At 58.1% G+C, this 14,417-nt stretch carries 14 protein-coding genes and 2 tRNA genes; 3 read left to right on the top strand and 13 right to left on the bottom strand.

Features of this window, described 5'->3' with window-relative positions:
* Positions 1-34: 34 nt before the first annotated feature.
* From ispG to ACFFT4_RS29705, 6 genes are all read right to left on the bottom strand, one after another.
* Positions 35-1,135, bottom strand: coding sequence for a flavodoxin-dependent (E)-4-hydroxy-3-methylbut-2-enyl-diphosphate synthase (gene ispG, locus ACFFT4_RS29730; protein WP_378052754.1), 1,101 nt, complete (start codon positions 1,133-1,135; stop codon positions 35-37).
* Positions 1,136-1,255: 120 nt separating this feature from the next.
* Positions 1,256-2,512, bottom strand: coding sequence for an ATP-dependent protease ATP-binding subunit ClpX (gene clpX, locus ACFFT4_RS29725; RefSeq protein WP_378052753.1), 1,257 nt, complete (start codon positions 2,510-2,512; stop codon positions 1,256-1,258).
* A gap of 112 nt (positions 2,513-2,624) precedes the next feature.
* A complete protein-coding gene (clpP, locus tag ACFFT4_RS29720; protein WP_378052752.1) occupies positions 2,625-3,227 on the bottom strand; it encodes an ATP-dependent Clp endopeptidase proteolytic subunit ClpP in 603 nt (200 codons plus the stop codon).
* A gap of 190 nt (positions 3,228-3,417) precedes the next feature.
* A complete protein-coding gene (gene tig, locus ACFFT4_RS29715) occupies positions 3,418-4,707 on the bottom strand; it encodes a trigger factor (RefSeq protein WP_378052751.1) in 1,290 nt (429 codons plus the stop codon).
* A gap of 112 nt (positions 4,708-4,819) precedes the next feature.
* Complete coding sequence (locus ACFFT4_RS29710; RefSeq protein ID WP_378052750.1) at positions 4,820-5,746, bottom strand: hypothetical protein; 927 nt, start codon at positions 5,744-5,746, stop codon at positions 4,820-4,822.
* Positions 5,747-5,918: 172 nt separating this feature from the next.
* Positions 5,919-5,992: transfer RNA gene (locus tag ACFFT4_RS29705), tRNA-Gly, on the bottom strand.
* 564 nt (positions 5,993-6,556) lie between these two features.
* On the opposite strand from ACFFT4_RS29705, the gene ACFFT4_RS29700 reads away from it, so the two are divergent.
* Positions 6,557-6,760, top strand: coding sequence for a hypothetical protein (locus ACFFT4_RS29700; RefSeq protein ID WP_378052749.1), 204 nt, complete (start codon positions 6,557-6,559; stop codon positions 6,758-6,760).
* A 113-nt stretch (positions 6,761-6,873) separates the two neighbouring features.
* Here the strand turns inward: ACFFT4_RS29700 and ACFFT4_RS29695 are convergent.
* Positions 6,874-6,950 (bottom strand) — tRNA-Arg (locus ACFFT4_RS29695).
* A gap of 123 nt (positions 6,951-7,073) precedes the next feature.
* On the opposite strand from ACFFT4_RS29695, the gene ACFFT4_RS29690 reads away from it, so the two are divergent.
* Positions 7,074-7,637 carry a GNAT family N-acetyltransferase gene (locus ACFFT4_RS29690; protein WP_378052748.1) on the top strand — a complete coding sequence of 188 codons (564 nt, stop codon included), beginning with the start codon at positions 7,074-7,076 and terminating at the stop codon, positions 7,635-7,637.
* Between the two features lie 7 nt (positions 7,638-7,644).
* Here the strand turns inward: ACFFT4_RS29690 and ACFFT4_RS29685 are convergent, their stop codons facing one another.
* From ACFFT4_RS29685 to ACFFT4_RS29675, 3 genes are all read right to left on the bottom strand, one after another.
* Positions 7,645-8,430, bottom strand: coding sequence for a DeoR/GlpR family DNA-binding transcription regulator (locus ACFFT4_RS29685; protein WP_378052747.1), 786 nt, complete (start codon positions 8,428-8,430; stop codon positions 7,645-7,647).
* Between the two features lie 149 nt (positions 8,431-8,579).
* A complete protein-coding gene (locus tag ACFFT4_RS29680; RefSeq protein WP_378052746.1) occupies positions 8,580-8,720 on the bottom strand; it encodes a hypothetical protein in 141 nt (46 codons plus the stop codon).
* Positions 8,721-8,738: 18 nt separating this feature from the next.
* Positions 8,739-9,062 carry a hypothetical protein gene (locus ACFFT4_RS29675; RefSeq protein WP_378052745.1) on the bottom strand — a complete coding sequence of 108 codons (324 nt, stop codon included), beginning with the start codon at positions 9,060-9,062 and terminating at the stop codon, positions 8,739-8,741.
* Between the two features lie 131 nt (positions 9,063-9,193).
* On the opposite strand from ACFFT4_RS29675, the gene asnB reads away from it, so the two are divergent.
* Entirely contained in the window at positions 9,194-11,050 is a 1,857-nt protein-coding gene (asnB, locus tag ACFFT4_RS29670; RefSeq protein ID WP_378052744.1) for an asparagine synthase (glutamine-hydrolyzing), read from the top strand.
* A 359-nt stretch (positions 11,051-11,409) separates the two neighbouring features.
* Here the strand turns inward: asnB and ACFFT4_RS29665 are convergent, their stop codons facing one another.
* From ACFFT4_RS29665 to ACFFT4_RS29655, 3 genes are all read right to left on the bottom strand, one after another.
* Complete coding sequence (locus tag ACFFT4_RS29665; RefSeq protein WP_378052743.1) at positions 11,410-12,057, bottom strand: XTP/dITP diphosphatase; 648 nt, start codon at positions 12,055-12,057, stop codon at positions 11,410-11,412.
* Positions 12,054-12,800 (bottom strand): ribonuclease PH, encoded by a 747-nt coding sequence (gene rph, locus ACFFT4_RS29660; protein ID WP_378052742.1) that lies wholly within the window; start codon positions 12,798-12,800, stop codon positions 12,054-12,056. Before rph ends, ACFFT4_RS29665 begins: the two co-directional genes overlap by 4 nt.
* 447 nt (positions 12,801-13,247) lie before the next feature.
* Complete coding sequence (locus ACFFT4_RS29655; RefSeq protein WP_378052741.1) at positions 13,248-14,324, bottom strand: GerMN domain-containing protein; 1,077 nt, start codon at positions 14,322-14,324, stop codon at positions 13,248-13,250.
* Positions 14,325-14,417: the final 93 nt, after the last annotated feature.

The raw sequence follows: 14,417 nt of genomic DNA, 5'->3' as shown, positions 1-14,417 counted from the left end.
GGCCTGGCCTGTCCGGTTGAATAGTTGTGCAAATTTAGCCATGTCTCCGTCCTGGTATAACTCCCGTCTCGGCGTACGCCGCCGCGATCTGGTCAATTTCTTTTTTCAGCTCGCTGACCAGCTCCGCTTCCGGCACCTTGCGGATCATCTCCCCGTAGCGGAACAGCATGCCTTCCCCGCGAGCGCCCGCGATGCCGATGTCGGCTTCGCGCGCTTCCCCCGGGCCGTTGACGGCACACCCGAGAACGGATACCTTGATCGGCACCTTAAGCTTGGACAAATACTCCTCGACCTCGTTCGCGACCGCGAACAAATCGATATCGAGACGCCCGCAGGTCGGGCAGGAAATAAGCGTCGGCGCGTCGGTAATCAGTCCGAACACCTTGAGCAGCTCCCTGGCCGCCTTGATCTCCTCGACAGGGTCCGCGCTGAGCGAAATTCTCATCGTATTGCCGATGCCATGGTTCAGCAGGACACCAAGCCCTGCCGAGCTCTTGATCGTGCCGGAGAACAGCGTGCCGGCCTCCGTGATGCCCAGGTGCAGCGGGTAACGGATCGCTTCCGCCGCTTTCGTATACGCCTCGATCGCCATCGGCACGTCGGAGGCTTTAAGAGAAACGATAATATCGTGGAAATCGAGCTCTTCGAGAATGCCGATATGAAACAGCGCGCTCTCGACCATCGCGTCAGCCGTCGGGTAACCGTACTTCTCCAGCAGATGGTTTTCCAGCGAGCCCGCGTTTACGCCGATCCGGATCGGAATGCTGCGCTCCTTGCATGCCTTGACGACCGCCTCGACCTTCTCGCGCCGCCCGATGTTGCCCGGGTTGATCCGGACTTTGTCGATGCCGTTCTCGATCGCCAGCAGGGCGAGCCGGTAATCGAAATGAATATCGGCGACCAGCGGAATGCTGATCCGCTTCTTGATCTCCTTGATCGCTTCCGCCGCTTCCTTGTTGTTGACGGTCACGCGCACGAGCTGGCAGCCCGCTTCCTCCAGCCGTTTGATTTCGGCGACGGTGGCCTCGACATCCGCGGTTTTCGTCGTGCACATGCTCTGCAGTATCACCTTGTTATTGCCGCCGATCGTCAGGTTCCCGACCTGGACGGCAACGGTATCCGTGCGTTTATACATATTGGTTTCTCCCCTGTATACGCCAAAGTCCACCCCGCATGGTCGCGGGGTGGAACCGGCAAACTAGGCGAATTCCGCGGCGGCCGAAAGGCCTTGCGGCGGCTTCCGTCCTGCTCCCGTTTACGCGCTTTCTTCTTTTTTCTTGCCTTTTTTGGTCGTGAGCTCCGGCGCCATCTTGTCTTTGATCGCCTTGGCGGTCACGACGCAGTTGACGACGTCGTCGCGCGAAGGCACTTCGTACATCACGTCGAGCATCACGCTCTCGATGATCGCCCGAAGTCCGCGCGCGCCCGTGTTCCGCTTGATCGCCTCGCGGGCGATCTCTTCCAGCGCGCCGCTCTCGAATTCGAGCTTGACGTTGTCCATCTCCAGCAGCTTCTGGAACTGCTTGACAAGGGCGTTCTTCGGCTCGGACAGAATGCGGACCAGCGCCGGCTCGTCAAGCGGCTCAAGCGTGGAGATAACCGGCAGACGGCCGACGAACTCGGGAATCAAGCCGAATTTCAGCAGATCCTCGGGCTGCGCGAGCGACAAATACTCGCCCGGCTTCATATCCTTCTGCCCTTCGAGCACGGAGCTGAAACCGATCACTTTTTTGCCGATCCGGCGTTTGATAATTTGCTCCAGACCGTCGAACGCGCCGCCGCAAATGAACAGAATGTTCGTCGTGTCGATCTGGATAAACTCTTGATGCGGATGCTTGCGTCCGCCTTGCGGAGGAACGGAAGCGACCGTGCCTTCGAGAATTTTCAGCAGCGCCTGCTGCACGCCTTCTCCGGACACGTCGCGCGTAATCGAAGGATTCTCGGATTTGCGCGCCACCTTGTCGATCTCGTCGATGTAGATAATGCCGCGCTCCGCCTTCTCCACGTCGTAATCCGCAGCCTGAATCAGCTTAAGCAAAATATTTTCGACGTCCTCGCCCACATACCCGGCTTCCGTCAGAGAAGTCGCGTCCGCGATCGCGAACGGGACGTTCAGGATTTTGGCCATCGTCTGCGCAAGCAGCGTCTTGCCGGAGCCCGTAGGGCCTACCAGCATGATGTTGCTCTTCTGCAGCTCGACATCTTCGATCTTCGTCTGCGAATTAATCCGCTTGTAATGGTTGTATACGGCAACGGACAAAGATTTCTTCGCCTGCTCCTGGCCGATGACGTACTGATCCAGAATCGAGCGAATATCCTTCGGCTTCGGAATGTCTTTCAGATCCAGCTCTTCCTCGTGACCGAGCTCCTCCTCCACGATCTCCGTGCACAGCTCGATGCACTCGTCGCATATATAGACGCCGGGACCGGCAACCAGCTTTCTGACCTGATCCTGCGACTTGCCGCAGAACGAGCATTTCAGTTGGCCCTTCTCGTCGCTGAACTTAAACATATAAACCCTCCTTATTCAACCGCTTTTAGAGGTTGGTTCAAAAAGTCGGCCTCGGTGCTGCAAACCGGACTTGGTTGAACTTGCGCTTCTAGTCGCGGGACGTTGTTGCTTGTTAAGCTTGCGGATTGTCGACCGCCGTAGGGTGAGTAATCACCCGATCGACCAGACCGTACTGGACCGCCTCTTCCGCGCTCATGAAATTGTCGCGGTCGGTGTCCCGTTCGATCTTCTCGTAGGGCTGACCCGTACGATCGACGTAAATCTGGTTGAGCTTCTGCTTCGTCTTGACGATCCAGTCGGCATGAATCTTAATATCCGATGCCTGACCTCTTACCCCGCCCAGCGGCTGGTGAATCATGATCTCGCTGTTCGGCAGCGCGAAGCGCTTGCCCGGCGCTCCCGCCGTCAGGAGCAAAGACCCCATGCTGGCGGCCATTCCCACGCAGATCGTGGAAACGTCCGGCTTGATGTACTGCATCGTATCGAAAATTCCCATGCCGGCCGTTACCGAGCCGCCCGGGGAGTTGATGTACAGATGAATATCCTTCTCCGGGTCTTCCGCTGCCAGGAACAGCAGTTGAGCGATAATGAGATTGGCGACATCGTCGTCAATCGCGCTTCCGAGAAATATGATGCGGTCCTTCAAAAGCCTGGAGTAAATGTCGTACGACCGTTCTCCGCGATTCGTTTGCTCGACGACCATAGGTACTAGCATGTTACCAACCCCTTTTCTCATTAGACGTTCGAATCTCGGTAATAGTTTAACACGTTCAAATCGGAATGTCATGTTGACGAGCCGTTTTCGGGCGATCGCGGGTCTGGCGCGCGATTCGTCCTGCTTCATATGTATTCGGGGTGAAAAATAAGGCACGCGGATAACACGTGCCTTGACTTTGTTGCGCAGCTTACTCGGATTTGCTGTTTTCTACGAGGAATTTCACGGCTTTGCGAACTTTCAGATCCGCGCCGAGATTTTCCAAGTAGCCGTTCGCAGCGAAGATGCCGCGAAGCTCTTCGGCAGGACGGTTGTACAGCTTCGACAGGTTCTCGAGCTCCTCGTTCACGTCCTCGTCGGATACTTCCAGATTCTCGGCTTTGGCGATTTCCTCCAGCACAAGGTTGCTGCGTACGCGCTTCTCGGCGTCGCCGCGCATTTGTCCCTTCAGAGCCGCTTCGTCCTGGCCGCTGAATTGATAATACAAGTCCAGCGTCATGCCTTGCTGGCGCAGACGGTTCTCGAAATCTTTCAGCATGGCGTCGATCTCGGTCTCGATCATCACTTCCGGGAGCTCCAGCTCGGCCGCTTCCGCGGCTTTGTCGACGATCGCCGTCTCGCGGGCGGCTTCGGCGTCTTTCTCCTTGCGCTCGCCCAGCTTCTTCGACAGATCGGCCTTGAACTCGTCGAGCGTGTCGAACTCGCTGACGTCCTTCGCGAATTCGTCGTCGAGCTCAGGCAGGTTTTTGCGCTTGATCTCGTGCAGCTTCACTTTGAACACGACCGCTTTGCCGGCCAGGTCCTCCGCTTGGTAGTTTTCCGGGAACGTAACGTTGATGTCCTTCTCTTCGGCGATGTTCAAGCCGACGACTTGGTCCTCGAAGCCCGGAATGAACGAGCCGGAGCCCAGCTCCAGAGAATGCTTCTCGCCCTTGCCGCCTTCGAACGGCTCGCCGTCCAGGAAGCCTTCGAAATCGATCGAGGTGAAGTCGCCCATCTGCGCCGGACCTTCGTCGACGACGACCAGCTCCGCATGGCGCTGCTGCAGGCGCTCGAGCTCCGCCTTCACTTCGTCTTCCGTCACTTCCGCGCTTTCTGCGGGAACGACCAAGCCCTTGTATTCGCCGAGCTTCACTTCCGGCTTCACCGAAACCTTCGCTTTGAACTTGAAGGACTGGCCTTTGCCGAACTGCTCCACGTCGATCTCGGGACGATCGATCGGCTCGATGCCGGTTTCGTCGATCGCTTTCGTGTACACTTCCGGAAGCAGGATGTCGATGGCGTCCTGATACAGGCTCTCCACGCCGAAACGCGCTTCGAAAATCGCGCGCGGCACTTTGCCTTTGCGGAAGCCTGGAACGTTTACTTTCTGAACGACCTTGCGGAATGCCTTGTCCAGGGCGTGGGCTACTTGCTCCGCATCCACTTCGACTTCAAGAACGCCAAGGTTCTTCTCTATCTTTTCCCAGTTTGCTGTCATTTTATGCTTTCCCCTCCGTAACGTCTTGCCGCCACTCTGCGACAATTCACATAAACCATTCCATTATAGAACAACATCTCGCCCGGTTCAAGGCGAAATCGTTGCAATCTGACTACGCATCGGAAATTCTCGGCTCAATCGCGTAGCTTCTCAGCCATCGCAGCGCCTGTTCGTAGCGAAAACGCAGCTCCTCCGTAATGCCGTACTGCTCGCGGACGCCTTCGTCTCCTTGCTTGGCGTGCAGCCTCTCCATCAGCAGTTGATGAAGAGCCGCGGCCCAGACGTCCGACGAGCCGTCGTCGTCCTCGGTCATGCTTTTGTACATCGGCGTTCCATATGCCAGCTCGACGCAATCCTTCCACGTCTCTTCCGCAAAATACGACAGCGTCGGGTCGGACACCTCCGCCGATTGCCGCACCCTGTCGAGCACTTGATGCGCCCCCTGGGGAAACTCCGAGAAGCTGAGCGGCGTATCCGCCGCCTCCACCGTCAGGCTCTCCCCGTCTCTCCAGAACGAGACCGGCCCGCTGCCTCCCTGCTTCCTGATCGCCTGCAAAGCGCGAAACTGCAGCGGAGGAATATATTCCTCCCTGGCCAGCCATTGCCTGAGAGAGCTGTCGACATCGGGATGAAACAGATGCTGCAGCTGCCCCAGAATAAGCATCTGCTGTCCCGGATCGTCGCCGTTGTGCAGGGAAGCCAGCAGCTCCGGTATGTAATTGGCGTCGGACTGGGTGCGCTCGGATAATCTGCGTTTGAACAGATCTCCCTCGTTCTCGTCGTCCCCGTCGTCGGCGCCCAGCAGCGAGTCGTAGTCCAGATTCCCTTCGGCCGAAGGGAACGCCGCGTCCAGCCAGCCGAGCAGCGCCTGCCACTCCGTATGGTGCCGCTCCGCCTCCCCTCCGCATTGCAGCAGGAAAGCAAGCAAGCCTTTGGCTTCGCCGTACCGTTCCGTCTCCAGCATTTTCGTCAATTGTATTTGATAATAATCCAGCGTTTTCGGAAACAGCACCAGATTATCTTTCGGTCGATCCGTCATGTGGGCAGTTCCCCTCCACCTGTACCGGCATTTGAATCGCATATCGTCTGTGAAATTATAGCATGAACGTCTTCCAAAATAAAAAAACGGCCGCCGGAACGACCGATAAGGGTGAAATTGGATACCATATGGAGTGGGTGAAGGGAATACTCAACCTCTTCATATTCAATCATGGAGCGGGTGAAGGGAATCGAACCCTCGCCTCGAGCTTGGGAAGCTAGCGTTCTGCCATTGAACTACACCCGCGTATTGGAAGTTTGGACGGCTGGCGTGCAGCGCGCAAATCCGGATCGCTTTATCGCGGCCTCGGCATTTATCATAACATGGAAATTCACAGAAAATCAATCGCCCAGTCCGCTATATGACGAGTCCGCCGAATTGGCGTGGGCTGGCGCGGATTGTTCGCAATCTGTGCGTATGCACTGGCCGTATATTGGCCTCTACATAAGCTATCTCATGACTTCAATCTTCGCAGTTGGGTGGTGATTGCATGAGTTATCCGGTTGGAGGCGCAGGAGTTGGCCCTTGCTATGGCGGCGGCGGTGGAATGGGCGCAGCTGCATTCGCACTGGTTCTGTTCATCCTGCTCGTAATTATCTTGCGTGCCGGCGCTGGCATCTGGTAAAAACCACACCTCCCTATTCGCAGCAGACGACAATCCCGAAATCTTGGCTAGATGGCGAATGTGATTAACTGGGAATCCCCGTCGCGGCGAGTGGCTGCGGCGGGGATTTGCTCCTGTATCGGAACTATTTGCCGGCCTTTTCGTACATACTTGTAACCGACATTCCCGACAAGGAGCTGTTGAATATGAGATTTAGCGCCGGAGGAGCGGCAATCGTCTGTCTTTGCTGCCGCAACGACACCTTCGATAAAGATTACCGGCAGTTGAACTCCAGAGGGGCGACCTTCTTCGGACTGGACTGGGCGAACCGCAACGCCACGATTCTCGTATGCCAGCGATGCACGCACATCTCCTGGTTCATGTCCGAGCCGGATCGAATGAAAGATTAACCGGCTGCCGGGTTGCCGGTATGCAAGCAAATTGCGGACAAAAGCCCATCCTCCTCTATGTGCGGAGAATGGGCTTTTTCGTTTATCGTCCATTAGGGATGCATTCGTTTAAATGGCGTCCCAGGAGGGATTCGAACCCCCGACCGACGCCTTAGAAGGGCGTTGCTCTATCCAGCTGAGCTACTGAGACACGCAAAAAGTATATTAGCACATAACGCGATGCCGCGCAATATGTTTTTCGTCCGCGATTTGAATTCGCTCCTCCTGCAGGCTAAGATCAAGTAGAGTCGCATTTTGAACGAGGTGATTAGACATGACAATCAGACCAGCCGAGGAACGCGACACGTCCTCCGTGGCCCGCCTTGTATTGCTGGCGATTGGGGATATCGGTTGCCAGCTCACGGGAGCAACGGACGAGCGAGACGTCCTGAGAAGATTGGAGAAGTTCATCGGCGCCGAGGGCAATCGATTCAGCCGATCGTGCATTCTGGTAAAGGAGGAGGACGGACGACCCGTCGGCATGATTCTGTGTTATCTGGGCAGCGAAGCCGAACGGTTGTACGAGCCCGTTCTGCTGCACCTTCGCCGTAAAAGCGGAAATGCGACCGTGACGATCGACAAGGAAGCGGATGAGGACGAGTATTACATAGACGCTCTTGCCGTCGATCCGTCGTCTCAAGGCAGAGGATACGCCAAGCAGCTCATCGCGGCGGCCGAAAGCAGGGCCAGGGAGCTGGGCTGCGACAAAATCGCGCTAAACGTCGATCTAACGAACGAGGACGCGCGTGCGCTCTATGCCAAACTGGGGTTCCTCGCGGACAAAGAGATATCGATACATCGCAAACCGTTCTGGCACATGGTAAAAAGCTTGGCCTGACGCGCCTTTATTCCGCCTCGATCCAGGTTACCTGTTTGGCCTTCAGAGCGGCTTTCCATTCCGGAGGCGCGGCGACGTCGCTGATGACGAGATCGACCTCCTGCAAGTCGGCGATTTTGAACAGTTGGGCTTGTCCGAATTTCGACTTGTCGGCGACGACGATCGTTTGCTTGGCGTGCTCGATGATTTTGCGGGCGAGCACGCCTCTCGGAGCGTCGAAGCCGGTCAGCCCGCGTTCCGCCGTCAGGCCGTCGACGGAGATGAACGCTTTGTCGGAGTAGAACAGCTCTGCCATCTGCACCGCCACCGTCCCTGTCGAACGAGATTGCGAGGCGTCGATCTCGCCGCCGATAAAGTAGATTTTACCGCTGAACAATCCCCGGTTCGCATAGTCGATCAGCTTGCACATTCCGGCGACGCAGATCGTCAGCACCGTGATATTTTTTTTGCCCAGTATGCCTTCGATCATGGCCAGCGTCGTCGTGCCGTCGTCGATAAACACGACGTCTCCGTCTTCGACAAGCGTCGCCGCCGTCCGTCCGATTCGGCGCTTCTCCTCGGAATGGATCGTCTCCCGTTTCAGATAAGCCGGCTCCTCCCTCGCCGCGTCCGGCTTCATCGCTCCGCCGTACACGCGCTTGAGCTTGTTCTCGGCTTCCAATTCCTCCATATATTTGCGAATCGTCTCCGACGATACCTTCAACTCGGCAACGAGATCGTGCGTTCTGACCTTGCCTTCCAGATTCAACTGCCGCAATATGTACGCTTTGCGTTCTTCGCCAATCAATGACATCGGTTCCCCTCCATCCGTCAAGCTTTTCCTTCCCGTCCAACAACGCGGGCGTTAAGGCTATTTAAAGCGTACATCACTCGGCAAGGGCTGTAAATCGCCAAACGCAAAGAAACCGCCCTGCCCGAGGGGGCGGAGCGGCTTCAATCTCATTAGCCTCGCCGGATGCGATTGGGTCTTGCCGGATTGTTCATGGCGGGATGGGCGATGTTGTTCTTAAGGGTTTCTTCGACAAACTCCTCGCCTTTTTTGGCGATCTGATTGCCCAGGTTTTTCTTGAATTGATCGGACACCGCTGGTTCACCTCCCCGCTACAAAATGTTCATCGATTCGATATGGCGCTTCGTCTCGTCGGTGCCGAGCTCGTGCAGCATACGGTAAATATCCTTAAACAGCGCGTCATAAGTCTCGTTCTCGGGGGAGTCGGATACGAGCGGAGAACCGCTGTAGTTGAAAATTTCATCCGTATCCGCATCCTGGGCTTCCTGGAACAGCTCCTCGAGCTTGTCGATCTCCGCTTCCGTGGCGTGAATCGCGAACTCGAAGGCGGCCGCCTCGGAGTCCTCCAAAATTTGTCCGGGTCCCACCGAGATGTAATAGGTCCTTCTCTCTTCCGGAGCATCGGCGTCATACACGCGGCATCGGACTCCTTTCTCCCGCTGACGGGCCTGGTCTTCACGTATTTTCTCCCTAAGGACATACATCTTATGCCTTTTTTCGCATATCCATCTTAAATGATCTGTTTTAGGGAAAAGAGGGGAAAACGATGTGCGGTATTACCGGATGGGTGGACTGGAACGCGGATTCGACGAAACAGGCGGATACGATTGAGAAAATGACCGAGACGCTCGAACAGCGCGGACCGGATGCGAGCGGCACGTGGCTGTCCCGCCACTGCGCTTTCGGTCATCGCCGATTGTCCGTAATGGACCCCGCGGGCGGAGCCCAGCCGATGATTCGCCCGGCCAAGGATTCGGACAGTCACGACTGCGTGCTCGTGTATAACGGAGAGCTGTACAACGCGCCGGAGCTTCGCAAGGAGCTTGAATCGCTGGGCTATCGCTTTCGCACGACGTGCGACACGGAGGTGCTGCTTCAAGCGTACGTGGAGTGGGGGCCGGACTGCGTCGACAGGCTCAACGGCATTTTCGCATTCGCGGTATGGCATACGGCGGAGCAAAAATTGTTCATGGCCAGAGACCGGCTCGGCGTCAAGCCGCTGTTCTATCGCCGGGAGGAAGGCCGGCTGCTGTTCGGCTCGGAGCCGAAGGCGATTCTGGCCCATCCCGACGTGGAGGCGGCGGTCGATGCGGAAGGGCTGGCGGAGCTGTTCGTGATCGGCCCGGCCCGCACGCCCGGGCACGGCGTCTGGAAGGACATGTACGAATTAAAGCCGGGACACGGCCTGCTGTACGACCGCAACGGGATGAAGACGTACGCCTACTGGCAGCTTGAGAGTCATGAACATGAGCAGGATGTCGCGGGAACGGCCGAAGCGGTTCGCGAGCTGCTCGCGGACACGGTCGAGCGGCAGCTCGTCTCCGACGTGCCGATCTGCACGCTGCTGTCCGGCGGCCTCGACTCCAGCGCCTTGACCGCGCTCGCGGTCGACTATTACAAGCGGACGGGGCAGGGGCAGGTTCATACGTTCTCCGTCGATTACGTCGATAACGACAAGCATTTTCAGGCGCACGATTTTCAGCCGAACGCGGACGCGCCATGGATCAAGCGGATGACCGACTACTTGTCGACGGTCCATCATCCGAAGCAGTTCGATACGCCGGAGCTGGCGGAGGCACTCGACGTCGCGGTGCTGGCCAAGGATTTGCCCGGCATGGCGGATATCGACGCCTCCTTGTATTTGTTTTGCCGGGAGATTAAGAAGGAAGCGACGGTGGCGATCTCCGGCGAGGCCGCGGACGAAATTTTCGGAGGTTATCCGTGGTTTCATCGCGAGGACGCGCTGAGGGCGGAGACGTTCCCCTGGTCGCTTGCCACCGGCCTGCGGGCCGACTTGTTATCCCCGGAGCTCAGAACGAAGCTCAGGCCGCAGGATTACTTGGCCGACCGCTACGCACAGGCCGTGGCCGAGGTACCTCAGCTCCCCGGCGAGGACGAGGACCGCCGTCGGATGCGGCGCATGTCCTATTTGAACATTACCCGGTTTATGCCGACGCTGCTCGACCGCAAAGACCGAATGAGCATGGCCGTCGGCCTCGAGGTTCGGGTGCCGTTTTGCGATCATCGGCTCGTTCAGTACGTGTTCAACATCCCTTGGGAAATCAAGACGGCGGGCATGCGCGAAAAAGGCATCCTCCGCAAGTCGCTCGAGGACGTCCTGCCCAGCGACGTGCTCTACCGCAAAAAGAGTCCGTATCCGAAAACGCACAATCCGAACTACTTGGCGGCTGTGCGCGGCCGGCTGCTGGAGAGGCTGGACGATCCGTCCTCCCCGCTGCTTCCGCTCGTCGACGCCGCGCGCATCCGCGAGCTCGCCGCGGCGAGCGACGCCAGCTCCCACATCCCGTGGTTCGGCCAGCTCATGTCCGGCCCTCAACTGTTCGCCTACCTGCTGCAAGTCGACTTCTGGCTGAGACACTATAAGGTAAAATTGGTTTTGTAGCGGGGATGGGGCGCGGGCGAATCGTACATTGGCGCTCCGATGGAGCTCTAGCGGGCGGCGATACTCGAAAAAATCGTACATTGGCGCTCCAATCGGGCTCTAGCGGGCGGCGATACTCGAAAAAATCGTACATTGGCGCTCCGATGGGGCTCTAACGGGCCACGATACTCGAAAAAATCGTACATTGGCGCTCCGATGGGGCTCTAACGGGCCACGATACTCGAAAAAATCGCACATTGGCACTCCGATGGGGCTCTAACGGGTCACGATACTCGAAAAATTCGTACATCGGCGCTCTAATGGGGCTCTATCAAAAATAGGAGCCAATCTCCGACATCCGGAAGATTGGCTCCTATTATTTACGCCCCGGTTCCGAGCAGCGCCAGCAGCTTCTTCAGCGCTTGGCCGCGGTGGCTGATCGCGTTTTTCTCCTCCGGCGTCAGCTCGGCCATGCCGCGCCGCAGCGACGGCAGCCAGAACAGCGGATCGTAGCCGAATCCGCCGTCGCCGCGAGGCCGGTTCAATATGCGCCCCTCGACGTAGCCTTCGGCCGCCAGCTTGCTTCCGTCCGTCGGATCGTACAGCACGAGCGAGCAGGCGAACCGGGCGCCGCTCAGCGCCGCGAACCCTTCGCCGGCTTCCGGCAAAAGGACGGACGGCGCTCCGATCCGCTCCAGCTCGCGCAGCAACTTCTCGTTGTTGGCGTCATCGTTCGCGGGCTCGCCGGCGTAACGCGCGGAGTAGACGCCGGGAGCTCCGTCCAGAGCGTCCACGCACAGGCCGGAATCGTCGGCGAGCACCGGCAATCCGACAAGCGCGGCGACCTCCTGCGCCTTGATCGTCGCGTTCTCCTCGAAGGTCGTTCCCGTCTCCTCGATATCGGGAATGCCTTCGATCTCGTTCAAGTCCTTCACGGCTATTCCAAGCTGCTGAAACGCCTCGCGAAACTCCTTCGTTTTGCCCCGGTTTCTCGTCGCGATCAGCAGCGTATCTCCTACGCGAATCATAGCTTTCCTCCGCCGATCCGGGCGCCGGCCTCTCCCAGCGCTTCCTTCTGCAGCTCGATCAGCCGCCGAATGCCCGCTTCCGCCAGACCCAGCATCCGATCCAGCTCCTGCCTCGTGAAAGGAGCTTCCTCGCCCGTGCCTTGAACCTCGACGAAAGCGCCCGCTCCGGTCATCACGACGTTCATGTCGACCTTGGCCTTCGAGTCTTCCTCGTAGTTCAGATCGACGACGGGCTGATTATGAATAACTCCGACGCTGACCGAGGCCAGGTAGTCCGTTAACGGATATTTCTCGAAAGCGACCGTGCCCGACAGCTTATGTATCGCCAGTGCAAGCGCAATGTAAGCGCCCGTAATGGAGGTCGTTCTCGTTCCTCCGTCCGCTTGCAGCACGTCGCAATCGAGCGTAATCGTCCGCTCGCCGAGCGCGTGCAGGTCGACGACGGAGCGCAGAGCCCGCCCGATCAGGCGCTGAATTTCCATTGTCCGTCCCGTCAGCTTGCCCTTGGCCGATTCCCGCTGGTTGCGGGTATGCGTCGCCCGGGGAAGCATGGCGTATTCCGCCGTTACCCAGCCTTTGCCCTGATTTTTCAGAAACGGAGGCACTCTCTCTTCCACGGATGCCGTACATAACACCCTCGTATTCCCGACTTCGATGAGCACGGAGCCCTCCGCGTATTTATTCGGGTGAAGCACGACCGAGAACGGTCTCAAATCGCCTTCTTGTCTGCCATCGGATCTCATTGAACAACCTCCCAACTACTCAATCTCACCTATTTTACCAGAGGTTGCACGCAAAAGCATCCGAACGCCCGGAACAAATGCGCCCAAAACCGTCCAAGCAAAAACGCCTGCGCCAACCATAGGACGGCGAACGCATTTTTGCCGGAAACGATTCAGACAAGGATAACGAATTTCTGAAACGTCGAGAAAGCCCGATCCCGCCTTAATCGCATCCCCCATGGCAGTTGGAAACAAGCGTATGAACGGAAGGCCGACGGGCAACATACAGAGGAGGATGGAAAATCAAGGAACGATCAAGTCGACTGTGCGCCGGTCGTTCAACGGGTTTAGGATGGCCATGCCTGCGCAAGCAAAAGCTGCGTTCCCCCTACTCTGGGAGACGCAGCTTTTCCACCTATCCGCCAAACGAATCCGCGGCCGCCATCCTTTACGAAAGCCCTCGCGCCGTTATTGAGGCAGCGCGTTGATATGCAGCGGGCGGGCAACCGGTCGGTCGTAAGACCGCTGCTCCGAGTCCAGGAAAGAGTCGTCGCCGTTCATAACCACGCTTACCTGTGGCAGACCGGCCGCTTCGGTCAGCGTCAGCACAAGGGCTTCCATCATGCGGGACGGCACTTCCGGCTTGGGCATTCCGTCGGCGTCCTTCAATGCGACGTTAACGGTATCGGCCATCCGCACAAGCTTCTCGACCGATATGTCGGGCTCCAGCACCGCCTGCAGCGACTTCGTATCCTGCGGGCCGGCGATCAGCTGCTCGAGCGCCGCTTTGGCGGCGTCTTCCTGACGATGGACGAGCCGCGTAACGGGGACAAAATAACCCTCTCCCTCGGCGGTCTGAGAGGCAAAATACAGCGTCACGCCCATCGCGTAGGTCGGTTGGACATCCTTGATTTTCTCCAGATTAATGCCGAGCCCTCGCGTCAAGACGGTGTCGACCGGAAGACCCGAGGAAGGCATCGAGCGGATCGGTTTGCCGGCGATCGACAGCTTGACCTTGTCGATGCCGGGCAGCTCCGTCAGCGTCCAGACGAGCGCTTCGATCACCGTGCGCTCCCGCGAGGCGGGGATTCCCGGGAACGGCGCCGCAAAGTCGACGGATATCGTCCGCTCCTCGGCATTTTCGGTTACCGTATTCACCTTCGTCCCTTCCGGCAGCACGGCCGCGAAGCCGGGCGGCAGTTGGTCGGCAAGCTGCCGGTTGGCCGTCATCCAGGCAAGCGCCGTCTCCGCGCCGGCCGTCGGGGAGGCCGGTTCCCGATCGACCCGCAGAGACATCGGGGCCAAGTATTCGTTGCGGTCCAGCAGATAGACCGTAATCATCTCGCCCTGGTCCGCCGCGGCGGGCTCCTCCGCGCCCTGTATCCAGACCTCTTCCAGATTTCTCGGCGGAGGGTCGATGCTCGTCGTCGAAGCTTTGTCCTCCTTGCTTCCGCCCCATACGCTGCAGGCGGACATCAGGGGAACGAGCGCCAGCAGCAGCGCCCATTTGCTCAGCTTTGCCAGGCCATGCGGGTACGTCTTCATAAAATTAATCCTCCCTCATAATCGGGTCCGTCGAATAGGCCGCCGTTCCACCGAAACTTTATTTGTAGTACTATGTATACGAGCCCTCGATCT

It is taken from the genome of Cohnella cellulosilytica, assembly GCF_042431195.1.
Taxonomy (GTDB): domain Bacteria; phylum Bacillota; class Bacilli; order Paenibacillales; family Paenibacillaceae; genus Cohnella; species Cohnella cellulosilytica.
Note: the sequence above shows the minus strand (reverse complement) of the source record. Positions and strands in the feature narration are given on the sequence as shown.

Bases quoted from the DNA above. Each gene is read 5' to 3' on its own strand.
- ispG (WP_378052754.1), bottom strand. From the start codon at position 1,135: ATGTATAAACGCACGGATACCGTTGCCGTCCAGGTCGGGAACCTGACG.
- clpX (WP_378052753.1), bottom strand. From the start codon at position 2,512: ATGTTTAAGTTCAGCGACGAGAAGGGCCAACTGAAATGCTCGTTCTGC.
- clpP (WP_378052752.1), bottom strand. From the start codon at position 3,227: ATGCTAGTACCTATGGTCGTCGAGCAAACGAATCGCGGAGAACGGTCG.
- tig (WP_378052751.1), bottom strand. From the start codon at position 4,707: ATGACAGCAAACTGGGAAAAGATAGAGAAGAACCTTGGCGTTCTTGAA.
- ACFFT4_RS29710 (WP_378052750.1), bottom strand. From the start codon at position 5,746: ATGACGGATCGACCGAAAGATAATCTGGTGCTGTTTCCGAAAACGCTG.
- ACFFT4_RS29700 (WP_378052749.1), top strand. From the start codon at position 6,557: ATGAGATTTAGCGCCGGAGGAGCGGCAATCGTCTGTCTTTGCTGCCGC.
- ACFFT4_RS29690 (WP_378052748.1), top strand. From the start codon at position 7,074: ATGACAATCAGACCAGCCGAGGAACGCGACACGTCCTCCGTGGCCCGC.
- ACFFT4_RS29685 (WP_378052747.1), bottom strand. From the start codon at position 8,430: ATGTCATTGATTGGCGAAGAACGCAAAGCGTACATATTGCGGCAGTTG.
- asnB (WP_378052744.1), top strand. From the start codon at position 9,194: ATGTGCGGTATTACCGGATGGGTGGACTGGAACGCGGATTCGACGAAA.
- ACFFT4_RS29665 (WP_378052743.1), bottom strand. From the start codon at position 12,057: ATGATTCGCGTAGGAGATACGCTGCTGATCGCGACGAGAAACCGGGGC.
- rph (WP_378052742.1), bottom strand. From the start codon at position 12,800: ATGAGATCCGATGGCAGACAAGAAGGCGATTTGAGACCGTTCTCGGTC.
- ACFFT4_RS29655 (WP_378052741.1), bottom strand. From the start codon at position 14,324: ATGAAGACGTACCCGCATGGCCTGGCAAAGCTGAGCAAATGGGCGCTG.